At 47.5% G+C, this 19,381-nt stretch carries 21 protein-coding genes; 7 read left to right on the forward strand and 14 right to left on the reverse strand.

What is annotated here, in order from left to right; all coding sequences use genetic code 11:
• Positions 1–30: 30 nt before the first annotated feature.
• The 12 genes from yqeK to spoVAC all read right to left on the reverse strand — a co-directional run bounded on the left by yqeK (position 31) and on the right by spoVAC (position 10,738).
• The gene (gene yqeK, locus AC4E8D_RS22185) at positions 31–597 is read right to left on the reverse strand and encodes a bis(5'-nucleosyl)-tetraphosphatase (symmetrical) YqeK (RefSeq protein WP_490205216.1); all 567 of its coding nucleotides are present in this window, start codon (positions 595–597) and stop codon (positions 31–33) included.
• Positions 581–1,171, reverse strand: coding sequence for a nicotinate-nucleotide adenylyltransferase (locus AC4E8D_RS22190; RefSeq protein ID WP_490205217.1), 591 nt, complete (start codon positions 1,169–1,171; stop codon positions 581–583). Before AC4E8D_RS22190 ends, yqeK begins: the two co-directional genes overlap by 17 nt.
• A 15-nt stretch (positions 1,172–1,186) precedes the next feature.
• On the reverse strand, positions 1,187–1,480 hold the full coding sequence (gene yhbY, locus AC4E8D_RS22195; protein WP_017687186.1) for a ribosome assembly RNA-binding protein YhbY: 294 nt from the start codon (positions 1,478–1,480) through the stop codon (positions 1,187–1,189).
• A gap of 81 nt (positions 1,481–1,561) precedes the next feature.
• Positions 1,562–2,431: a shikimate dehydrogenase gene (gene aroE, locus AC4E8D_RS22200; protein ID WP_449003551.1), complete on the reverse strand. Its 870-nt coding sequence runs from the start codon at positions 2,429–2,431 to the stop codon at positions 1,562–1,564.
• A gap of 45 nt (positions 2,432–2,476) precedes the next feature.
• Entirely contained in the window at positions 2,477–3,604 is a 1,128-nt protein-coding gene (yqeH, locus tag AC4E8D_RS22205; RefSeq protein WP_017687184.1) for a ribosome biogenesis GTPase YqeH, read from the reverse strand.
• Positions 3,601–4,128 (reverse strand): YqeG family HAD IIIA-type phosphatase, encoded by a 528-nt coding sequence (locus AC4E8D_RS22210; RefSeq protein WP_221822062.1) that lies wholly within the window; start codon positions 4,126–4,128, stop codon positions 3,601–3,603. Before AC4E8D_RS22210 ends, yqeH begins: the two co-directional genes overlap by 4 nt.
• 110 nt (positions 4,129–4,238) lie before the next feature.
• Positions 4,239–6,452 carry a DUF4129 domain-containing transglutaminase family protein gene (locus AC4E8D_RS22215; RefSeq protein ID WP_490205218.1) on the reverse strand — a complete coding sequence of 738 codons (2,214 nt, stop codon included), beginning with the start codon at positions 6,450–6,452 and terminating at the stop codon, positions 4,239–4,241.
• Entirely contained in the window at positions 6,449–7,633 is a 1,185-nt protein-coding gene (locus AC4E8D_RS22220) for a DUF58 domain-containing protein (RefSeq protein WP_237175703.1), read from the reverse strand. The genes AC4E8D_RS22215 and AC4E8D_RS22220 overlap by 4 nt, the downstream gene beginning before the upstream one ends.
• 66 nt (positions 7,634–7,699) lie before the next feature.
• Positions 7,700–8,656 carry an AAA family ATPase gene (locus tag AC4E8D_RS22225; protein WP_221821935.1) on the reverse strand — a complete coding sequence of 319 codons (957 nt, stop codon included), beginning with the start codon at positions 8,654–8,656 and terminating at the stop codon, positions 7,700–7,702.
• Positions 8,657–8,865: 209 nt separating this feature from the next.
• Complete coding sequence (gene spoVAE, locus AC4E8D_RS22230) at positions 8,866–9,216, reverse strand: stage V sporulation protein AE (RefSeq protein ID WP_339297529.1); 351 nt, start codon at positions 9,214–9,216, stop codon at positions 8,866–8,868.
• A gap of 5 nt (positions 9,217–9,221) precedes the next feature.
• Positions 9,222–10,238, reverse strand: coding sequence for a stage V sporulation protein AD (spoVAD, locus tag AC4E8D_RS22235; protein WP_076214289.1), 1,017 nt, complete (start codon positions 10,236–10,238; stop codon positions 9,222–9,224).
• Entirely contained in the window at positions 10,235–10,738 is a 504-nt protein-coding gene (gene spoVAC / locus AC4E8D_RS22240) for a stage V sporulation protein AC (protein WP_036615164.1), read from the reverse strand. The genes spoVAD and spoVAC overlap by 4 nt, the downstream gene beginning before the upstream one ends.
• Positions 10,739–11,317: 579 nt before the next feature.
• On the opposite strand from spoVAC, the gene AC4E8D_RS22245 reads away from it, so the two are divergent.
• From AC4E8D_RS22245 to AC4E8D_RS22255, 3 genes are all read left to right on the forward strand, one after another.
• Entirely contained in the window at positions 11,318–12,391 is a 1,074-nt protein-coding gene (locus AC4E8D_RS22245; protein WP_237174331.1) for a M42 family metallopeptidase, read from the forward strand.
• Positions 12,392–12,550: 159 nt separating this feature from the next.
• The gene (locus AC4E8D_RS22250; protein ID WP_490205219.1) at positions 12,551–12,871 is read left to right on the forward strand and encodes a hypothetical protein; all 321 of its coding nucleotides are present in this window, start codon (positions 12,551–12,553) and stop codon (positions 12,869–12,871) included.
• A gap of 23 nt (positions 12,872–12,894) precedes the next feature.
• A complete protein-coding gene (locus AC4E8D_RS22255) occupies positions 12,895–13,014 on the forward strand; it encodes a twin-arginine translocase TatA/TatE family subunit (RefSeq protein ID WP_483874440.1) in 120 nt (39 codons plus the stop codon).
• A gap of 87 nt (positions 13,015–13,101) precedes the next feature.
• Here AC4E8D_RS22255 and AC4E8D_RS22260 read toward each other — a convergent pair whose 3' ends face one another.
• Complete coding sequence (locus tag AC4E8D_RS22260) at positions 13,102–13,809, reverse strand: metal-dependent hydrolase (protein ID WP_221821932.1); 708 nt, start codon at positions 13,807–13,809, stop codon at positions 13,102–13,104.
• 275 nt (positions 13,810–14,084) lie between these two features.
• Here AC4E8D_RS22260 and nirB point away from each other — a divergent pair, with 275 nt between their 5' ends.
• The 4 genes from nirB (at position 14,085) to AC4E8D_RS22280 (ending at position 18,567) form a co-directional block, all read left to right on the forward strand.
• Entirely contained in the window at positions 14,085–16,514 is a 2,430-nt protein-coding gene (nirB, locus tag AC4E8D_RS22265; protein WP_490205220.1) for a nitrite reductase large subunit NirB, read from the forward strand.
• A 58-nt stretch (positions 16,515–16,572) separates the two neighbouring features.
• Positions 16,573–16,899, forward strand: coding sequence for a nitrite reductase small subunit NirD (nirD, locus tag AC4E8D_RS22270; protein ID WP_076214275.1), 327 nt, complete (start codon positions 16,573–16,575; stop codon positions 16,897–16,899).
• A 49-nt stretch (positions 16,900–16,948) separates the two neighbouring features.
• On the forward strand, positions 16,949–17,731 hold the full coding sequence (locus AC4E8D_RS22275) for a formate/nitrite transporter family protein (protein ID WP_339305110.1): 783 nt from the start codon (positions 16,949–16,951) through the stop codon (positions 17,729–17,731).
• Positions 17,732–17,937: 206 nt separating this feature from the next.
• Positions 17,938–18,567 carry a YfbR-like 5'-deoxynucleotidase gene (locus AC4E8D_RS22280; RefSeq protein WP_221821926.1) on the forward strand — a complete coding sequence of 210 codons (630 nt, stop codon included), beginning with the start codon at positions 17,938–17,940 and terminating at the stop codon, positions 18,565–18,567.
• Here the strand turns inward: AC4E8D_RS22280 and AC4E8D_RS22285 are convergent, their stop codons facing one another.
• Complete coding sequence (locus tag AC4E8D_RS22285; RefSeq protein WP_036668535.1) at positions 18,568–19,377, reverse strand: response regulator transcription factor; 810 nt, start codon at positions 19,375–19,377, stop codon at positions 18,568–18,570.
• Between the last annotated feature and the right edge of the window lie 4 nt (positions 19,378–19,381).

A 19,381-nucleotide genomic window follows, 5' to 3' on the forward strand; every position in this document is an offset into this window, starting at 1 on the left:
GTAATCAAAAGTGGACTTTTTGAACAACCTCTATAATTGTGCAATTAAGTCATTCCGCGACAGCATGGTCAAAGGATAAATGACACGTCGTTGCGAGATCAGCAAGCTGATCGTCGAATCAAATCCGGCAATTAAACCTTCCTCCAGACTACGTTCAGCCTGTTCGCGTATGTGTTCCACTCCCGGGAAATCTCGGCCCGGTTCAATGTAATCGGCAAGACATACCACTTTGTCCAGCAAGCTCATGCCTACCCGACCCGAGGTATGCCACCGGATGGCATTAATAACTTCGGAATCCGTTACACCGTAATCACGCTTGGCTACAAAAGCACCGACTTCGGAATGCCAGAGCTGCTTGTCATGCTGCAGAAGTTCCTGGTTCAATTCGTTATCACGGATGACCGCTTCCATCTCCGCTACGGGCCAGTACTTCGCCACATCATGCAATATCGCTGCCAGATCTGCTTTCACAGGATCAGCACCGTATTTTTCAGCCAACATCACTGACGATTCCATTACACCCAGTGTATGCTTCCAGCGTTTTTCCGGCATTTGTCCGGATACGGCTTGAATCAGTTCATCACGGCTTAGTGCCATATAAACCGCTCCTTACAATGTATTGGTGCACTTCATCAGGAATCATGAAGCGTACCGAATGTCCTTTGGCGAGACGTCTGCGCACGGCTGTCGATGAAATATCGACCAAGGGCATCTCGGCCAGCAGGACCCGATCCTGTAACTCGTCTGGTAAATCATCCAGATGTAACTGGAAGCCCGGCCGACCAACTCCGATAAAGGTTAAGCGTTCTGCAAGCACTTCAATCTGCTCCCATTTGGGAAGATAGTTCACCATATCCGCCCCGATAATGAAATAGAATTCATGTTCAGGATGGCGACGCCACAGTTCCTTCATCGTATCAATGGTATAAGACACGCCGCCCAATTCCATCTCGATACCCAGCACCTCATATTGCTGCACACCCTTCACAGCCGCTTCCGTCATATCGAGACGTTGCTGTCCCGAAGCTCCGGCTCCGCGTTTGTGAGGTGGAACATGGGAAGGCATGAACCAGATCTCATCCAGTGCATGCGAGTCCCTTGCCGCTTCAGCTGCCAGGAGGTGTCCCATGTGGATCGGATCAAACGTACCACCCATGATGCCGATCTTCACCTGCGTCACGCTCCCTTATCTAGGTAGTTCGATTTGTTTGTTATCGCGAGATTCTTTGTACAGGATGATTGTGTTACCGATGAGTTGTACAAGCTCACTTCCCGTTTCACGGGCAACTTCTTCTGCCATCTCTTTTCTGTCCTCGTCATTGTTGTTCAATACTTGCACTTTCATCAATTCGCGCTTCTCAATCGCATCTTCGATGTGACGGAACAGGTGCTCGTTGGTTCCACCTTTACCAATCTGAAATACAGGGGTCAGGTGATGTGCCTGTGACCGCAAAAAGCGCTTTTGTTTACCGTTTAACATGAATACTCCATACTCCTTATGTTGAGCAGGCCCTGATTGACAGTTCAAAGACTGTCCGGACCTGACCGTTCATTTATATTTTCACACTTCAAAACTTTTTAACACCGCTCGTCTCATCGTCGCCACAGGAGCCGGAATGCCGAGCCAATGTTCAAAGGCCACTGCACCCTGGTATACAAACATCCCCAGACCACCGTGCACTGTGCATCCACGTAACCGCGACTCCCGAAGCAGACGGGTCTCCAGCGGATTATAAATCAGATCACTCACAGCTGCGCCTTCACGAATTAGTGCGGGATCAACCGGCAGGTCATCAACATGAGGATACATTCCGGCAGCCGTTGTGTTGATCACAATATCAGCCGTAGCCAAGACCGTCGCAGCGTCTTCCATGCCACTGCCTGAGATTTCTCCCAAGCCATGGCCCCGTAAATCCGAAGCAAGTGCAACAGCCCTGTCCGCTGTACGATTCAGAATGTGAATCTGCTCAGGCTTCTCCAATGCAAGTGCGTATATAACGCCTCTTGCCGCTCCACCTGCTCCCAGTACAGCAATACGTTTACCCGCAAGCTCAGGCACAGCCTCTTCCTTCAACGATCGGACATAGCCAATACCATCCGTATTGTACCCTGTCAGTGTTCCACTTTCATTAACGATGGTATTCACCGCACCAATCAGGCGAGCACTTTCATCGATCACATCCAGGTACTGCATCACCTGCTCTTTATGCGGGATCGTGACATTGACACCACGATAGCCCAATGCCACAATTCCCCGAACTGCCGCTTCCAATTGATCCGGATGAACATGCAACGGCATATACATTCCATTCACTCCTGCAGCCTGCAGGGCCGCATTGTGCATTGCCGGTGATTTGGAATGAGCAATAGGATCACCCATAACGCCAAGCAACACGGGAAGTGAAGGGTTGCCCTTTTTATCCTCAGACATAGGTCCGCCTCCAATCCGCTCTGATGTACAGGTTCTGAGATTACATTAGATTAAGGATGGACGGATCTGTACACGAATGCCTTTTGGAGCATGCACAGCAACAAGTGCTCCAATATCGCCATTAACCTTAATCCAGCCCAGACCCGAGATGAATACATCCGATTGACTGCCGCGTTTGATGCGGAATTCATGTCTGGTCCATTCCGCCATCTCTGCTGCATCCTCACGGGTTGGCGGAGATAACAATTCTCCCAGGTGGTCGCGGTATAGATCATCTGCACGCTCCAGCTTCGTCCGATGAATATCAAGCGCAGTGCTGATAAAACAAGTGAACGACTGGCGATCACCTTCCACAAAGTCAAATCGAGCCATGCCGCCAAAGAACAGCGTCTGACCGGAATTCAACTGATACACAGCCGGTTTAAGCGGTTTTTCAGGCATGATGGCAGCGAGATCCTTACGTGAAACAATCTCGCTGAAACGCCATGGATACACAATTCCAGGCGTATCAATAATATATTTTCCATCATCCAGCGGAATGTTCACCATATCCAGCGTTGTTCCCGGATAACGGGAGGTGGTCAGCTCCTGCTCCAGATCGCTGTAATCACGAATCAGACGGTTAATCAGTGTGGATTTACCCACATTGGTACCACCAACCACGTATACGTCACGATCTTCGCGATACGTTCCTACAAGCTCAAGCAGTCGGTCGAAGCCCTGATTTTGCTTTGCACTGCACAAGACTACATCCACGGTACGCAAACCTTGTTCTTTGGCTTGCTTCTGTACCCAGTTGCGAACCTTGTTCCAGTTGGTTACTTTCGGAAGCAAGTCCGTTTTGTTCACAGCAAGCAATACCGGATTGTTGCCTACAAAACGTTGCAGACCGGAGATAATGCTGCCATCAAAGTCAAACAAATCAACGATATGGATGACAAGTGCATCCTTATCCCCGATTTTGCTAAGCAGCGCCAGGAATTCGTCCTGATCCACCGTAACGGATGATGACTCATTGTAGTTTTTGATGCGGAAACAGCGCTGGCATATAACCGGTTCACGATCCAATGCCTTCTCGGGGATAAACCCTGGTAATTCCGAATTTTCTGTTTGCAGATGCACGCCGCATCCGCTGCACCTTACGGCAAGATTGCCGTTATGCGGTTCTGTCATTTCTTCTTTTCCTCCTCAAGCCATAAGCCTTTCCTGCGTAAACTCGTTAGAGCAATCCGTTCCACGCGTCGATTGAAGCGGGTCATAAAACCTTCGTCCCCAATGGAGATTGGCAGTACCAGAACGGTATATAACCCCATTCGGTTCCCTCCATAAACGTCCGTAAGCATCTGATCACCTACTACAATCGTGTTCTCAGGAGATAACTCCATCATTTTCATTGCTCTACGAAACGGTACATTCGATGGTTTGCGTGCACTATGCACAAACTGGATATCCAGCGGGGTCGCAAACAGGGATACACGATTCAAATTGTTATTTGACACAATCATCAGCTTGAAACCCGCCTCTTTAACACGTGCAAACCATTCAATCAGTTCGGGCGTAGCGTCAGCGGCTTTGGCTCCAACGAGTGTGTTATCCAGATCAGTTATAATTCCACGGTAGCCTTGAGCGTACAGCTCTTCCAGATTAATGTCAAAAACCGTGTCTACACGCAGCTTGGGCATTAACATTTTAAACAAAGAAGTCACCTCAGTTTCATACGACACACTATATCACAAATCCGTCTTTCCTGAAAATGCATACAGCGCCTGATGGCATAGGAAAAAAGGAAAAACGGGACGGGCAACAACTATGCCCGTTCCGCTTTCAGTTCCTTCCGCAGCTTCAAGGCGGTCTGATAGACGCCCTTCCAGTCGTCGGCAGTTACGGACGCTGGACTGTAACGAGTCTGTTCAAACTTCGTGAGAAGCTCATGCAATGTTGCTTCTGCAGCAGGTTTTGCCTGGCTCCAGCGGGTTACCGATTCACGAAGTGTCTCGTCTCCGCTCCGGGTCAACCCTTTGCGTTTCACATACTGAATCCAACGCTCGGTCTCTGCCACTACCTTCTGTTCAGGGGTGAGCGGTCCACCTGTCCGTAGACGAAGCAGGAAGAATCGCATGGAGAAACGATTACGCCAGAACATATATGCTACCCACAATACAATAATGGCTCCTGCAGCCCAGATAACAAAAGTCGGGATGGCTGACGATGTCTGCTCAGGTGCAGGGGTCTGCTCTTCCTCTTGTACCGGCTCCTCTTCTGGCTCTTCTTCAGGCTCATCTACAGGTTGTACATCAGGCTGTTCCGTCAGCAGCGGCATATCAAAGCCCGGCGTTGCTTCAACAGGAATCCATCCATACTCACCAAAATAGACCTCTGCCCAGGAGTGTGCATCTGCATTAGTAACGGTGTAGGTCGTCTCAATCTCCGCGCCAGGTTGACGTGGAGCCTGCATGTCCGAGTTCAGGGACAGTTGTCCAGGCGCATAACCTTTGACCCACCTTGCAGGAATGCCCTCCGAGCGCGCCATCATCACCAGCGCAGTGGAGAAGTAATCACAGTAGCCTTCCATAATGTCGAACAGGAAACCTTCCACAAAGTCGCTGCTTACTTTTCGAGATAAATCCGGATTGTTCGTGTATTCAAAATTAGTTTGTAAATAGTTTTGCAGTAATGCCACTTTTTCATACGGAGTATTCGCAGATGCCGTTATCTCGGCTGCTAGATCTGACACCCGGTCAGGGAAACGGGATGGTAACTGCAAGTACATATCATCTGCCGGATTACTGTTATACAGATCTTCAAATGACTTCGTACGAAGCTCATCTTCCACAATCACAGGGGCTTCCGATACGACAGTATACGTCTTGGGATACTGCGGTTGCTGACGGTCTGTCACCACATGAAGTTCAGCCTGTTCGGCATTCCACAACATCCGTTCCGTTCTGTCTTCACCATTAATCGAGCTAACTTCAGCGATCGAATAAGCACCGAAGAGAATCGGATAGACATTATCATTCAGCATCGTTACATTCTGAGTCACTTGTTTGGTATTCACATTACCGGATTCCTGGTTCTCCAGAGGCTGTCCGGCTTCAACATTCTCTGTTGAACCCCGTCCACGGTCATCCCAGCCTGTGCCTGTATACTCTGCACGTGTCTCACCGCGCCAATAACTGCGCTCATTGGTGGTGACAGACATGACAGGGGTATAGTCGAAGTTGAATCCTCCACCAAGCTGATTGTCTTCCCTGCTGTATCCCGATTCGGTAGCCGTCGGAATATCAAGGTTTCCATTACCAGCCTGATTGGTAGAAGTTCCGGTATAGTTACGCCAAGCTGTGTATGGATCCGTCAAGGTGGGTGGAATCTCCGGCATATTAACGCTGGCTACAATAATCAAAGAAAAGATAATGGCAATATTGGCCAGGACCTTATAAGGATAACGGATGATTCGTTTCCAACCTTGTGGATACTGTAGCTGATAGTTACGGAAATGCTGACATACGAGCCATCCCATCCCCGCAAACATCACCCACGCGATTTCAATCCAGAGTGGGATCTGAGTGAAAGAATCGAGAATCCCCATCGAAATGATGTTAACACCCAGAAAAACAAGAATGCGACGTGTTGTGGTCACGAGTCGAAGCGCAGCTTCAAGCATCACCCATGCACACAGGGAGAACCAGATGTACGGCGTCATGTGTAATATGAATTGTTCCGCTCGGTCCGTTAAAGAGCCATAAGGGATGTACACCGTATAATCAATTAGCGTTTTATGCAAAATGTAACCAACAACGACCGCCTTGATGATCGCCCGATACATCGTTTTGAAGGGCAGAATGACCTCCAGCACACTGACCGCTGCAAGTGTCCATAACACCAGAGAAGTTGTCTCCGTGTACCACGATTCCTGCGTAAATGAAATCCACTGCATTCCAATCAGGAAAATCCAGAGCAACGACGCTGCATGATACCAGGATCGTTTGCCTGCAACACTTTCATTTCCTTTTGTACTCATACAGAACCTCCCCCCATCACCGTTGGAAGCTCCTGCAAGTGAGAAACAGTGAATGACCTCGTGCCTCTTCCACGCAACATGGCATTCCACTCGGCACTCCGGCGGGATTCACTGGTATCGATCAGAATATGACATGGAGTCATGCCCCGCGTATCGGCCCAGCGCAACAGTTCCATTATTTTTTCATCCTTCTGGGGAGAAATCACGACAAAGTAGGCTCCCTGAGGCAGTTGACGTGCGATTCTTTCCACGCCGGGCAACAGATGGGTATCCTGACCGTTATATTGAATATCCACCAGATGATGCATCATCTTCTGTCGTTCCATCAGACTTTCACTGGGGGCCATGAAGGATGTCTGTTCTGACAATGTCAACAAACCCATCCCCATTCGTTCCCTGACACCATACTCCAGCAGAGAGGCAGCCGTGGAAACGGCAATTTCGAAAGCATCCCCATGTTCATAACTTGATGCCAGCGCATCCAGAACCAGAATGGTTTTGGGCACAGACTCATGTTCAAACTCCTTGGACTTCCAGTTCCCTGTCTTTGCCGTGGCATTCCAGTGAATGCGGGAAAGTCGATCTCCGTATACGTAGTCACGTACACCATTGATCTGAGTGGTCTCTCTCCGTGAACGGGTTAACGCCGTCTGAGGACCGGATAACCGTGATTTGCGGTCGTAGAGCTGCCAATATGGAATAAATACCGTTCTTGGCAGTACGCGAAACTCACCTTTGGCCTTAAACTTTCCTCGATGTTCAATCAGTCCAAATATGTCCTCGCTGGCACATTCCGTTTCTGAAAAAACATACTTTCCCCGCTCAAGTGGCGGTGTCTGAAAAGACAACTCGCCATTACCTCGCATATTGGGAATCAAACTTTCCTTGAATGACCACGATTCTCCGTTATGTCGATGCAGCATTTCACGTACAACAACATAGGGAAGCGGGAGGAATCCCGGAATCGTCAGACTCAGCTGTACTTGAACCTGGTCACCCGCATGCAGCAATTCTTCGTGGTCTGGACCAGAAGATAACCTACGAACTCCTTGAGCACGTCTTACCCCGCTAAATCCAGCAATGGCGAGATACACACAGAGCAGGGTCACCATCGACAGCAACATAAGGGATGTCTTCCCGCCCTGAAACAAAACATAAGCCAGACAGCACATCCACACCATTGCGATGCTCCATACGCGTGGGTGGCGTAACCCTCTATTGACTGTTCTAAAAAGCGGCTTCATGAACTATTGCCCCATGGAGACGGGCACGCGTACTTGCTGGAGTACGGCTTTCAAAACGGCCTCGGAACTCATACTGTCCAGTCTCGATTCGGGACGAAGCACAATACGATGAGAGATCACATAAGGGGCCATCGTTTTCACATCATCCGGAAGTACATAATCACGTTCCTGCAAGAAAGCAAAGGCTTTTACGGCCATCATGAACGATATGGCTGCCCGTGGGCTGGCACCCAGCAATACAGATGGGTGGGAGCGGGTTTGACGAACAACATCCAACAAATAGTCCATAACCGGATCACCGATAAAGACCTCTTTAATCTCCTGCTGGATTGCCGATATCTGGTCCATATGAGTCACGGATTCAAGGCGATCTACAGGCTGACCGAGCTGATGCTGTTTCAATAGGATTTTCTCAATTTCTTTATCGGGATAACCTAGACTTATTTTCAACATAAACCGGTCGAGTTGTGCTTCCGGCAAAGTGTACGTACCTTCAAAATCAATCGGATTCTGAGTTGCACAGAGCATGAATGGATGTGGCAGATCATACGTATCACCATCAACGGTTACACTGCGCTCCTCCATAACCTCAAGCAGAGCTGATTGAGTTTTTGTTGTGGCCCGGTTAATCTCATCAGCTAGCAAAATGTTGGTCATCACAGGACCTGGCCGGAAATAAAAACGCTCATCCTTCGGATGAAACACAGATACGCCCGTAATATCACTTGGTAGAATATCAGGATTACATTGAATGCGTCGGTACTCACCACGCATGGATTTCGATAATGCCTTGATTAATTGCGTTTTGCCAGTTCCCGGTACGTCTTCAATCAGAACGTGCCCGCCTGCAAGCAAAGCTGTAAGTAAAAGTTGAATTTCAAAGGATTTCCCCATAATACAGGATTCCAGATTTGAACGAACTGCGGATATGATTTGGATCGACTCTTTGCGCACAGGCATGTGGTCTAACCTCCTAAAAAAGCATACAGATTTCCTTTTATTGTACATGATCCAGAGTCACGAGTACACTCGAAGGAACTCACAATTTGTTTCCAGCCCGTCAGATTCACCGCAGTTCACGCATGAATACGACAAAAAAGGCCCGGATAAAAGTTATCCGGAGCCTCTGTTGAGTTGCAATATGTTCAAGTAGATTTCTCATTCTATGTTTAGCCTTTTGGTTTAACCACCAATGCCGCGAGAAAAGAAAAGATGATCGCTGACGATATTCCCGCCGCAGTCAGATCGAAAATCCCTGTAATCACACCCAGCCAACCCTCTTTTTCCAGCTCCGTCAATGCCCCGTGCACCAAGGAATTACCGAAACTTGTGATGGGAATGGTTGCACCCGCACCTGCAAATTTAACCAGGGGGTCATACACGCCAAATGCATCCGCAAGCGCACCTGTCACAACAAGTGTACTCATGGTATGAGCTGGCGTCAGTTTAACCCCATCCATTAGAAGCTGTCCGATAACACAGATTAAACCGCCAACAATAAATGCCCACAAGAACTGCATTACCTTTATCCCTCCTTTTCTATGGCTACGGCATGTGCAATACAAGGAATACTTTCACCCTGTTGGTACGAAATCGGAGATAACAGCGCACCCGTAGCAACGACGAGCACCCGTTTAAGATCCCCCTTCTGCATCCGGTTCAAAATGTGACCATAGGTGACGGTGGCAGAACATCCGCAGCCACTTCCACCGGCAACAACATAAGGCTGTTTCTCCCGATCATAGATCATCAGGCCGCAGTCATTAAAAACCGTCTGTTCCATGGGAATGCCTTCTTTTTGCAAAAGCTCTTTCGTAATTGGCAGACCAACGGAAGCCAGATCCCCGGTCACAATGAGATCATAATAGCCGGGTTCCAATCCCGTATCCCTGAAATGAGAGATTATGGTGTCGGCTGCTGCTGGCGCCATGGCTGAACCCATGTTAAAGGGATCTTTGATGCCCAAATCCATAATGCGTCCAATCGTGGCTTTGGTAACAACGGGACCATCACCAGTACGGGAGACCACACCACACCCTGATCCTGTGACGGTATATTGCGCATAAGGCGGCTTTTGGGAACCATACTCCGTCGGATACCGAAATTGTTTTTCCACCGTACAGTTGTGGCTCACCGTTCCTGCAAGGACATAATCTCCAGCCCCGGAGTCAACTATCATGGACGCTAACGCTAACGTTTCCATGGAAGTAGAACAGGCTCCAAAGACACCCAGGTAAGGCACACCCAGTTTTCGCGCTGAAAAGGAACTACTGATAATCTGATTCATCAGATCTCCACCCACAAAAAATTGAAGCTCTTCCTTGGTGATATTTGCATTAACCAAAGCCAGCTGAGAGGCCTGTTCGAGCAGTTTGCGTTCTCCCTTTTCCCACGTTTTCTCGCCGATCTCGAGATTGTCATAGACATAATCGAAATCAGATGACAGTGGACCCTCGCCTTCTTCTGGTCCTACAACTGCGGCTTTACCGATGATCCGCGGACGATTCTCAAACTGCCATGTCTGGCGACCCAATCGTTTCACAGGTGCCCACCTCCAAATCCCAAAAAGGCGTAAACAATCCCTACGACAAATGCTGCCACGACACCAAACACGATAACGGAACCAGCAAGTTTAAACATGTTGGCCCCTACACCGAGCACCAGTCCTTCAGCACGATGTTCCAGTGCAGCAGAACACATGGAATTGGCAAAGCCGGTAACCGGCACAGCAGTTCCTGCTCCTGCCCATTGAGCCATTTTATCGTAAACGCCGAGACACGTTAGAATAACCGATATGAGAATCATGACCGCCACTGTAGGACTGGAAGCTTCCTTCGATGTCATGTCGAAACCGGCCATAAAAGCCTCTTGAATGGCCTGTCCAATCAAACAGACAGTACCCCCAACCAGAAATGCCTTGAGGCAATTTTTCAGGATTGGACGAGGCGGCTCATGTTTTTTTGCGACTTTTTTGTACTCCTTTTCATCCATGGACAGGGACGACGACTTTTTTTCGCTTCCCGATGCAGATTGAGCTGGCAAGATACAAGACCTCCTCTATGTGAAATGGTTCAAAGCTACGGCTCAATGCCAGTGTGTGTAATCCTATATTCATTGTTTGTTAATAATCGGAAGGTTATGTATCCGGCGACAGACAGCATATGTTTCCAACAAGATCATGTTGTGGAAGCAGGATGCGAATACGCCGGTTCTAAGGACTTTTAGATACGTTCTATAAATAAAGAAGAACAATCACGAGCAAGATAAAAAGAACGATAAACAGTACTTTTTCCGTGCCCTCTTCTGGAGGCTTCATTGGATATTTAGCTCCTTCCTGAAACAGACAAACAAATATCGAACATAAAGAACATCACAAAATGATGACATCTCCTCCATATATTCATATTCATTGAAGTGTCATCAGGACTAAGACTAAAGCGGATAAAGTCATGAAACTTGGACACGGTAAGCGCCCAAAACATGCCTTAAATACGTGACATAAACATGGACAATCACTTGCGCAAGGTTCATACTGTAATGTGACCAGTGGTTAAATAACAACAGGCGGGTAGCCGTTCTACTGTGACCTGAAATACATACCAACAGAGGAGTTGTTGACACATGAATGAAAAAACGATGGATATGTTTCGTACGTTGACGGAATTTCCTTCCGCATCCGGTTTTGAACGTGAGCTTCGCGGCTGGATGAAAGATAAGCTTTCCGCTTATACCGATGAGTTCGTCCAGGATCGCCTGGGGAGTCTATTTGGAGTATTACGCGGAGAGGAATCCGGTCCCAAAGTTATGGTAGCCGGACACTTTGACGAAGTAGGTTTCATGACTACGGGCATTACAGAAACAGGCATGATCAAATTCCGCCCACTGGGTGGATGGTGGAGTCAGGCTGTACTGTCTCAACGATTGGAAATTATCACACCTGATCGTCGGATTACCGGAGTGGTAGGTTCTACACCTACACACTTGCTGGATGAGTCACAGCGGAACAAACCTGTGGATCTGAACACCATGTATCTCGACATTGGGGCGGACAACCGTACGGAAGCAGAATCTTGGGGCATCCACCCAGGTATGCAGATTGTGCCGATCTGTGAATTCACACCTATGGCCAATCCTAAGAAGATTATGGCTAAAGCGTGGGATAATCGTTACGGCGTAGGACTTGCACTTGAACTGGTTGAAGCGCTTCACAAGGAAAAACTGCCTAACACACTCTATGCTGGTGCAACGGTTCAGGAAGAACTGGGGCTTCGCGGTGCACGTACGGCGGCCAATCTGATTCAGCCTGATATCTTCTTTGCACTTGACTGTAGCGCGGCGAATGATATGACAGGTGACAAACAGTCCTTTGGACATATCGGAGAAGGCGCATTGCTTCGTATTTTTGACCCGGGTATGTTCACCCATCGCGGAATGGTGGAATATGTTCAAGATACGGCTTCATCCAATCAGATCAAAATGCAGTATTTCATCTCACCAGGTGGTACCGATGCAGGTCAAGTTCACCTGAGTGGCATTGGTGTACCATCAACAGTGATTGGTATCTGCGCACGTTATATCCATACCTCATCTTCCATCATTCATACGGATGACTACGATGCAGCCAAAGAACTGATCGTGAAGCTGGTCAAAGGTCTTGATCGGACAACGATGAATACCATAATTAATAACGCGTAATAGCTGTCAAGAGACCTCCTAACAATCGGGAGGTCTCTTTTTTATATTCACAACGATATCAGTTAGATACGTAGATTAATAGGCCGAACATTATAGGGAATTAAACATAAGATACAATAACGGAAGATGAATTAAACACCAAGCAGCGGGGGACCTGTTATGGCAGTGAGAAGGAATGGAAAATCGAATAAAGGCTCCAAAAAAACAAATGCCGCAAACACCCTTCTCAATGGCAACCTTAAAGGAAGAAATCTGGAACTTATCGTTGCAGCATTACTGGTCAGTGGGAAGTTAAGAGTGGATGCGGTCACGTTGTTTCGAGAAGCTACACTGGTCGTTGAACTGGTCGGACAATATAAAACGTTACAAAATATCACACCATCGAATCAAGACAAACTGGTGCAATTCCTGAATGAGATTGGTGGGGACATGACGTTGAATGATGTTATACGGGCTTTCCAACAAAGAATCAATTCTTAACGCCAAGAAATGAGGTTGAAGTGATGTCTGACTTTGACGGAACTGGGTTCGCTGAGCTATTGATTATTGTGATTCTTGTTGTTTTATTTGTATTTGGTTCTTCCGATATTGACGACCTGACTGATTCTCCTTCTCAATCCTGAATTAGCTAGGTTATTACGATCCATTCATTATGAAATGCATACCTGTAAACGCCAGCCCACAATATGCGGGCTGGCGTTTTTGGATGGCTATAGAAATAGCGGTGAGAATGCAATCCAGGCCAAAATAAGAGTAAGCACAATGCAGACATTCTCTACAACGGCCCCACGCTTGGTCCCTGTACTCATCAGATTCACCCGTATGCGCCACTTGAGCGGTGGTAACGGACGAATACCCCGATTGGTGAGTGAATCGGCCAACAGATGCATCGCATATGCCGTGCCTCCCGCTACCCAGATCTCCGGTCCCTGCTGCTGGGTCGTGCTGTACAACAAGCCCGCCCATATTGCGGTTCCGTACAGGGTATGTGTCAGTCCCCTATGAGTCAGTGTGGTGCAGAGCATTAACAAACTGCCTGCAATCAAGTTCCACGGTGCGAACGCGTGACCATAAAAGACCAGCCCGAGTCCAATCGCAAACATCAACACTTTGCGAAGCGAACGCGAAGGCAGGAATGACACGAGCGCAATGAGGATCGCAAGCAACAGGTTCCATGGTTTGGCATGAACATAGAAGTACACAAATACAGCTGTGGGCAACAGAATCGTCTGTAACAGCCTGATCAGACTGTTAGGCAAGGCTTTGGATACCAGCAGCGAATTCGGCTCATCAATGTCAGGCAATAACGAACCAATCAGAGCAACCGTAACTGCCGGCGCTGTCACCGGCATACCGGCCAACTGCAGAACAGAAAGCGACACGCCTGTCCCGATAATAAGGTGGGATCTTCCCATCATGATGCAAAAACGTCCTTTCGAAGAAATCGGGAACAATACGGCCCATTTCCGATTTTACAACGAAAACAAAATAAGAACAATAGTTCGCATTTCTTATTTGTATGAAAATAAATATAACTTTCTGTGATGGGGCTCACATTATTATATTTATGACTCTTTTATCTTTATTAGTGAATTAAATCACATAAACTGTCGTCAACTACTTGTATAATTTCAAATATAAACCACTAAAATTTTGAGTAATGTACAGCGTCTATTCAAGGAGGCATACACACATGAACGGAAAAAAAGAGAACCTCATTATCATTGGTAACGGTATGGCAGGAATCAGTACCGTTGAGCAAATTTTGAAATTAACTACGCGATTTGATATTACTGTTTTTGGCACAGAGCCCTATCCTAACTACAACCGCATTATGTTGTCTTATGTACTGGAAGGAAGCAAAACACTGGACGATATCGTGCTGAACGACCTTCACTGGTATGAAGATTACGGCATTACGCTGCACACAGGCACAACGGTTACACGCATCGATGCCGAGACACACGAAGTTGTGACTGAAGATGGAACTCGCGTTCCTTATGACAAAATTATCATTGCAACAGGCTCCAACTCCTTTATTCTCCCCGTACCTGGACATGACAAAGAAGGTGTTGTCGGTTTCCGCGATATCGCCGATTGTAATGTCATGCTGGAAGCTGCCAAACAGTATAAAAGAGCGGCCGTTATCGGAGGCGGACTGCTAGGCCTTGAAGCTGCCAAAGGGTTGGTACAACTTGGCATGGAAGTTACCGTAGTGCACTTGATGCAGGATCTGATGGAGCGTCAGCTTGATCCGCAAGCTTCAGCCATGTTGAAAGCTGAATTGGAACGTCAGGGTATCCGGTTCAAGATGGGTGCGCAGACTTCCGAACTGCTGGGCGGCGAACGCGTTGAAGGGATACGTTTTGCAGATGATACGGTTCTGAATGTTGATTTTGTGGTCATGGCTGTAGGCATTAAACCAAATACGGCTGTAGCCCGCGAAAGCGGTATGGAAGTCAACCGGGGTATTGTCGTGAATGACTATATGCAGACTTCACTTGAGAATGTGTACTCGGTCGGGGAATGTACAGAGCACCGCGGGGTATGTTACGGCCTCGTTGCCCCATTGTTCGAGCAAGGTATGATTCTGGCGAAACATATCTGCGGTGTGGAGACCGCTCCTTATGAAGGTTCAGTTGTATCCACGAAATTGAAAATTTCGGGTGTAGACGTCTTTTCAACCGGTGAATTCATCGACAGTCCGGAGCACATCGTCATTTCGCACAAAGATGACTGGAAACGGACTTACAAAAAAATTCTGCTTCGTGATAATAAAATGGTCGGCGCCGTGCTCTTCGGTGACATTACGGATTCTGCCGAATTGCAGAAGCTGATTAAACAACAGACCGAAATGACCGAAGAATTGTATGGTTCACTCATGGGTACAGGCTGCGGTGGTCATAAGAAAGCAACCTCTGTTGAAACGATGCCCGAGGACGAGATCGTCTGTGGATGTAACGGGGTAACCAAAGGAACCATTGTTGATGTCATTACAAACCAGGGCCTTACTACTGTAGATGAAATCAAAGCCTGTACCGGTGCAACCCGCTCTTGCGGTGGATGTAAACCGGTTGTGGAACAGATTCTGCAATATGTACTTGGAGACAGTTTCAGCAGTGGAGCCAAACAGGGAATATGCGGATGTACTTCCATGGGACGGGATGAGATTGTAGCCGAGATTCGTGCAAAGGGATTACAAACAACCAAAGAGGTCATGAATGTACTGGGTTGGAGTCAACCTGAAGGTTGTTCCAAATGTCGTCCGGCGATCAACTACTACCTTGGCATGATTGCACCAGATACACACGAAGATGAGAAAGAATCCCGTTTTGTTAACGAACGTATGAACGCGAATATTCAAAAGGATGGAACGTATACGGTTGTACCTCGGATGTATGGCGGGGTGACTACACCAGCGGACCTCAAACGAATCGCTGATGTATCAGTCAAATATGATGTGAAAGCAGTCAAAGTGACTGGCGGTCAGCGTCTCGACTTGATTGGTGTTAAAAAAGAAGATCTGACCAAAGTCTGGGCTGAACTGGATATGCCTTCAGGTTATGCTTACGCCAAATCGCTGCGTACGGTCAAAACATGTGTCGGCTCCCAATTCTGCCGATTCGGTACACAGGATTCCATGGCCATGGGCGCTCGCATCGAACGTAAATTCGAACGTCTGGATCTGCCAGCCAAGTTTAAATATGCTGTCAACGGTTGTCCGCGGAACTGTGCAGAAGCATGTACCAAAGATATCGGTATCGTTGGTAACGACGGCGGCTGGGAAATCTTCATCGGCGGTAACGGCGGTATTAAAGCAAGACTTGCTGATTCCCTGTGCAAAGTGAAAACGGATGAAGAGTTGATTGAACTGTGCGGCGCCATCATGCAATATTACCGTGAGACAGGTAACTATCTGGAACGGACTTCCGAGTGGGTGGAACGCATGGGTCTGGAGCATATTCGTTCGGTGGTTGTGGATAACCTTGAGCAACGTAAAGCGTTGATGCAGCGGATTGAATTTGCACTTGAGCATGTTGAAGAACCTTGGCAAAAAGCGATTCGCAATGAAGAAGGCCAAAGCAAAATGTTCCATGGTATCGAAGTATCGGCTCGTCCATAAGTAAGTTCGCAAGTTTAATATTGCCGGAATGTTAAATATAGATAAGGAGTGGTTTAAGATGACGACCAAACAATCAGGCACCTACTTCCCTGCCGGAGTAGTTGAAGAATTCCTGCCACGAATCGGAAGAGTAGTTGAAATTAAGGATCAACAGCTTGCTGTCTTTCGTGCATCGGATGGAACCATCTTCGCTGCGGATAATCACAATCCCCACCCTAAGGGTGGGCCGCTGGCTGAAGGCATCGTGTCCGGGCATTATCTGTACGATCCGCTGTATGATTGGAAAATCGACCTGACCACCGGTCTTGTGCAAGCACCGGACAACGGTCAAGTACAGATGTATCCGGTGAAGGTAGAGAACGGCCAGGTCTGGATTGAAATATAGCTCCATTGAAACGTTCAAAGATTGATGCAAAATAATGGGGGAAACCGTAATGTATACACCAAGTGTTGAGGGAATTATTGAAGCTGCGGTTAAAAAACGGGATCAAATGAACGCAAGCCTGCCACGTTATATGGTTGCTGCCTTGATGGCTGGTGCCTATGTAGGACTTGGCATCGTTCTGATCTTCAGTATTGGTGCTCCGCTCCTTGCAGCTCAGTCACCACTGCAAACCATGTTGATGGGCATGTCCTTCGGACTCGCGCTCACGCTGGTCATTTTTGCCGGATCGGAACTTTTTACAGGTAACAATATGTTCTTTACCATGAGTACACTGGCTGGCCGAACCACAGTGAACGAAACGTTGAAGAACTGGGGGCTCGTCTTTGTTGGTAACCTGCTCGGCGCAATTCTATTAAGTCTACTTATAGTCGGTAGCGGCCTGTTTAAAACGGCCACACCGGAACATCTGCTGTTTGCCGTCTCTGCCAAAAAGATGGCAGCGCCCGTATCCGAGTTATTCTTCCGAGGCATTCTCTGTAACTGGCTCGTCTGTCTGGCGATCTGGATGGCCGCTCGCTCCAAAGAAGATATCGCCAAACTTGTTCTTATCTGGTGGTGTCTGTACGCATTTATCGCAAGTGGTTATGAGCACAGTGTTGCCAATATGACTTTGCTGTCTTTATCCTGGTTGCTGCCAAACCACCCGGATACAATCACGATGGCAGGCTGGTTCCACAACATGATTCCGGTGACACTTGGTAATATCATCGGTGGTGCCCTCTTTGTCGGCATGGCGTACTGGTACACTTCACCGGTACGAAAAAAGGCATAATAGTTGACTTATTGCACTTATCTACGTTAGGTAGCATAATATTTGCAGATGAAGCCACGATGGATGACGAACTCACGTTCAGTCACCCATCGTGGCTTTTTGGCTTCATTTTACATTCAATGTATACATCGTTAATCCGTGGTTAATATAACTGAAGTATAGTCAGTGTATACGCCCACCTAACTTGTAAAGGATGATCTCTTCTTATGGGAATTCATACGTACTTCAGATCACTGAATGATCTTGAACGCATTATTCGGACCCCTGGCAAATTCAAATTCGAAGAACATTGTGTATCCGCCCATTCCTGGAAAGTGGTTCAGTACGCCAAAACGTTGGCCGATATTGAAGAACAGCAAGGCGTAAGCATTGATTGGAAAAAGTTATACGAGATTACCAGCAGTCATGATTATGGCGAAATCTTCATCGGTGATATCAAAACACCAGTCAAACATTATTCACTGGAGCTGCGTTCGATGCTGCAAAAGGTGGAAGAAGGCATGGTTGAACATTTCATTAATGAAAATATTCCTGAAGAGTTCCAGCCTATTTTCCGCAGACAGCTGCGTGAGGGCAAAGACCAATCGGTTGAAGGACTGATTCTCGAAGTCGCAGACAAGATGGATCAGGTATATGAAGCCTTTGCTGAGCTCCAACGTGGCAATACGGAGAAAGAATTTATCGTTATGTACCGTTATGCCTTGGTCAAAATCAAAAATATCGACCTCCACTGTGTACAGTATTTCCTGGAACAGATTCTCCCCGACATGATCGAAGAAGGTATTCGCTCCCCGTTTGATATTCGCAAAATAACCGAAGAAGCTCTGGCCCAGTAATCAGCTCAAGTCAACATGGTGCTCATCATCCATGGACAGGGCTTTTTTTCGTTCCTGCAATTGCAGTCGGTACTCGCTAGGGTACATGCCCGTTTTGTTTTTGAAGATCCGGCTGAAATAGTGGGAATCACTATACCCTACCGCTCCACCAATGGTCTTGATATCCATATTCTCGTGAGTGACGAGCATGCGCTTCGCTTCATTAATCCGCAGACCTGTCATATATTTCAGGGGAGTCTCCCCCGTCACCTTCTTGAAGCACTTTCCCAGATAGTCCACACTAAAATGCATCTGTCCCGCCATGTCCTGGAGTGTAATCTCATGCATGTAATTCTGCTTCAAATACAACTTAACAGCCTCTGCGATATCCTCCGGCTTCACCTGCTCATCCAGCACGGCACTGACATGGGCAAGCGAATCCACAGCGCTCCCAAGCTTCAATTCCATCGCATCCAGCAGTGTCCGAAGCTGTTCTTCCGATAATGGTTTGAGCAGATAATCCTCCACCTTGTAACTGATTGCCTGCCGTGCATATTCGAATTCATGATAACCACTCAGAATGACAATTTTCACATGCGGATAGGCAAAATACAGATGTTTGGCGAGTTCCAATCCATTCATTACCGGCATCTGTATATCAGTTACAACCAGATCAGGTACGGAATGTTCAATGAGCTGTAACGCTTCCTGACCGTTCCTCGCTTCACCAATCACCTCGAACCGGGTATCCAGCTCTCTGAATTTGCGCGAGACATTCCGGCGAATCAAGGCTTCATCTTCCACAATAATCGTTCTATATTTGATTGTCATGGGT

The sequence above is a fragment of the Paenibacillus sp. SRL342 genome (genome assembly GCF_984798905.1).

Bases quoted from the DNA above. Each gene is read 5' to 3' on its own strand.
- AC4E8D_RS22275 (WP_339305110.1), top strand. From the start codon at position 16,949: ATGTATACACCAAGTGTTGAGGGAATTATTGAAGCTGCGGTTAAAAAA.
- yqeK (WP_490205216.1), bottom strand. From the start codon at position 597: ATGGCACTAAGCCGTGATGAACTGATTCAAGCCGTATCCGGACAAATG.
- AC4E8D_RS22260 (WP_221821932.1), bottom strand. From the start codon at position 13,809: ATGATGGGAAGATCCCACCTTATTATCGGGACAGGCGTGTCGCTTTCT.
- AC4E8D_RS22245 (WP_237174331.1), top strand. From the start codon at position 11,318: ATGAATGAAAAAACGATGGATATGTTTCGTACGTTGACGGAATTTCCT.
- AC4E8D_RS22215 (WP_490205218.1), bottom strand. From the start codon at position 6,452: ATGAGTACAAAAGGAAATGAAAGTGTTGCAGGCAAACGATCCTGGTAT.
- spoVAE (WP_339297529.1), bottom strand. From the start codon at position 9,216: ATGCAGTTCTTGTGGGCATTTATTGTTGGCGGTTTAATCTGTGTTATC.
- AC4E8D_RS22225 (WP_221821935.1), bottom strand. From the start codon at position 8,656: ATGCCTGTGCGCAAAGAGTCGATCCAAATCATATCCGCAGTTCGTTCA.
- aroE (WP_449003551.1), bottom strand. From the start codon at position 2,431: ATGTCTGAGGATAAAAAGGGCAACCCTTCACTTCCCGTGTTGCTTGGC.
- nirB (WP_490205220.1), top strand. From the start codon at position 14,085: ATGAACGGAAAAAAAGAGAACCTCATTATCATTGGTAACGGTATGGCA.
- AC4E8D_RS22280 (WP_221821926.1), top strand. From the start codon at position 17,938: ATGGGAATTCATACGTACTTCAGATCACTGAATGATCTTGAACGCATT.
- yhbY (WP_017687186.1), bottom strand. From the start codon at position 1,480: ATGTTAAACGGTAAACAAAAGCGCTTTTTGCGGTCACAGGCACATCAC.
- AC4E8D_RS22250 (WP_490205219.1), top strand. From the start codon at position 12,551: ATGGCAGTGAGAAGGAATGGAAAATCGAATAAAGGCTCCAAAAAAACA.
- yqeH (WP_017687184.1), bottom strand. From the start codon at position 3,604: ATGACAGAACCGCATAACGGCAATCTTGCCGTAAGGTGCAGCGGATGC.
- AC4E8D_RS22255 (WP_483874440.1), top strand. From the start codon at position 12,895: ATGTCTGACTTTGACGGAACTGGGTTCGCTGAGCTATTGATTATTGTG.
- AC4E8D_RS22285 (WP_036668535.1), bottom strand. From the start codon at position 19,377: ATGACAATCAAATATAGAACGATTATTGTGGAAGATGAAGCCTTGATT.
- nirD (WP_076214275.1), top strand. From the start codon at position 16,573: ATGACGACCAAACAATCAGGCACCTACTTCCCTGCCGGAGTAGTTGAA.
- AC4E8D_RS22220 (WP_237175703.1), bottom strand. From the start codon at position 7,633: ATGGTGTGGATGTGCTGTCTGGCTTATGTTTTGTTTCAGGGCGGGAAG.